The organism is Streptococcus sp. CF7_Ac1-8, assembly GCF_024295435.1.
In the GTDB taxonomy this organism is placed as follows: domain Bacteria; phylum Bacillota; class Bacilli; order Lactobacillales; family Streptococcaceae; genus Streptococcus; species Streptococcus mitis_AP.
In genome coordinates, this window is the sequence record NZ_JANCPI010000037.1 from 1 (window position 1) to 583 (window position 583).

A 583-nucleotide genomic window follows, 5' to 3' on the forward strand; every position below is an offset into this window, starting at 1 on the left:
AAAAAACTGCGGCTAAGCAAGAAGCGCAAGACAAGGCGGCTGCAGCGAAAACAGCGATCGACAACGCGACAACAAACGCAGGAGTGGACCAAGCTAAGGCTAACGGAACAACAGAAGTAAACAATGTAACTCCAACGCCAGTAGCGAAACCAGTAGCAAAACAAGCCATTGATGACGCATTGAAAGCTAAGAACGACGCGATTGATGCCAACAACGATTTAACAGCAGAAGAAAAAGCCAAAGCTAAGGAAGACGCAAAAGTCAAAGCCGACGCAGCGAAACAAGCCATCGACAACGCAACAACAAATGCGGCGGTAGAACAAGCTAAGGCTGATGGAACAACAGAAGTAAACAATGTGAATCCAACTCCGGTAGCAAAACCAGTAGCAAAAAAAGCAGTAGAAGACGCGTTAGCTGATAAGATAAAAGAAATCGAATCAAATAACGACTTAACAGATGAAGAAAAATCAGCAGCTAAGCAAGAAGCACAAGACAAGGCAGCTGCAGCAAAACAAGCGATCGACAACGCAACAACAAACGCGGGAGTAGACCAAGCTAAGGCTAACGGAACAACAGAAGTAAA

At 45.1% G+C, this 583-nt stretch carries 1 protein-coding gene; it reads left to right on the forward strand.

All coding sequences use genetic code 11. The annotated features are described in order from the left end of the window. Nucleotides 1–583, forward strand: a 583-nt coding sequence (locus NMM26_RS09590; protein WP_254754494.1) for a DUF1542 domain-containing protein, incomplete at both ends; no start/stop codon positions are given.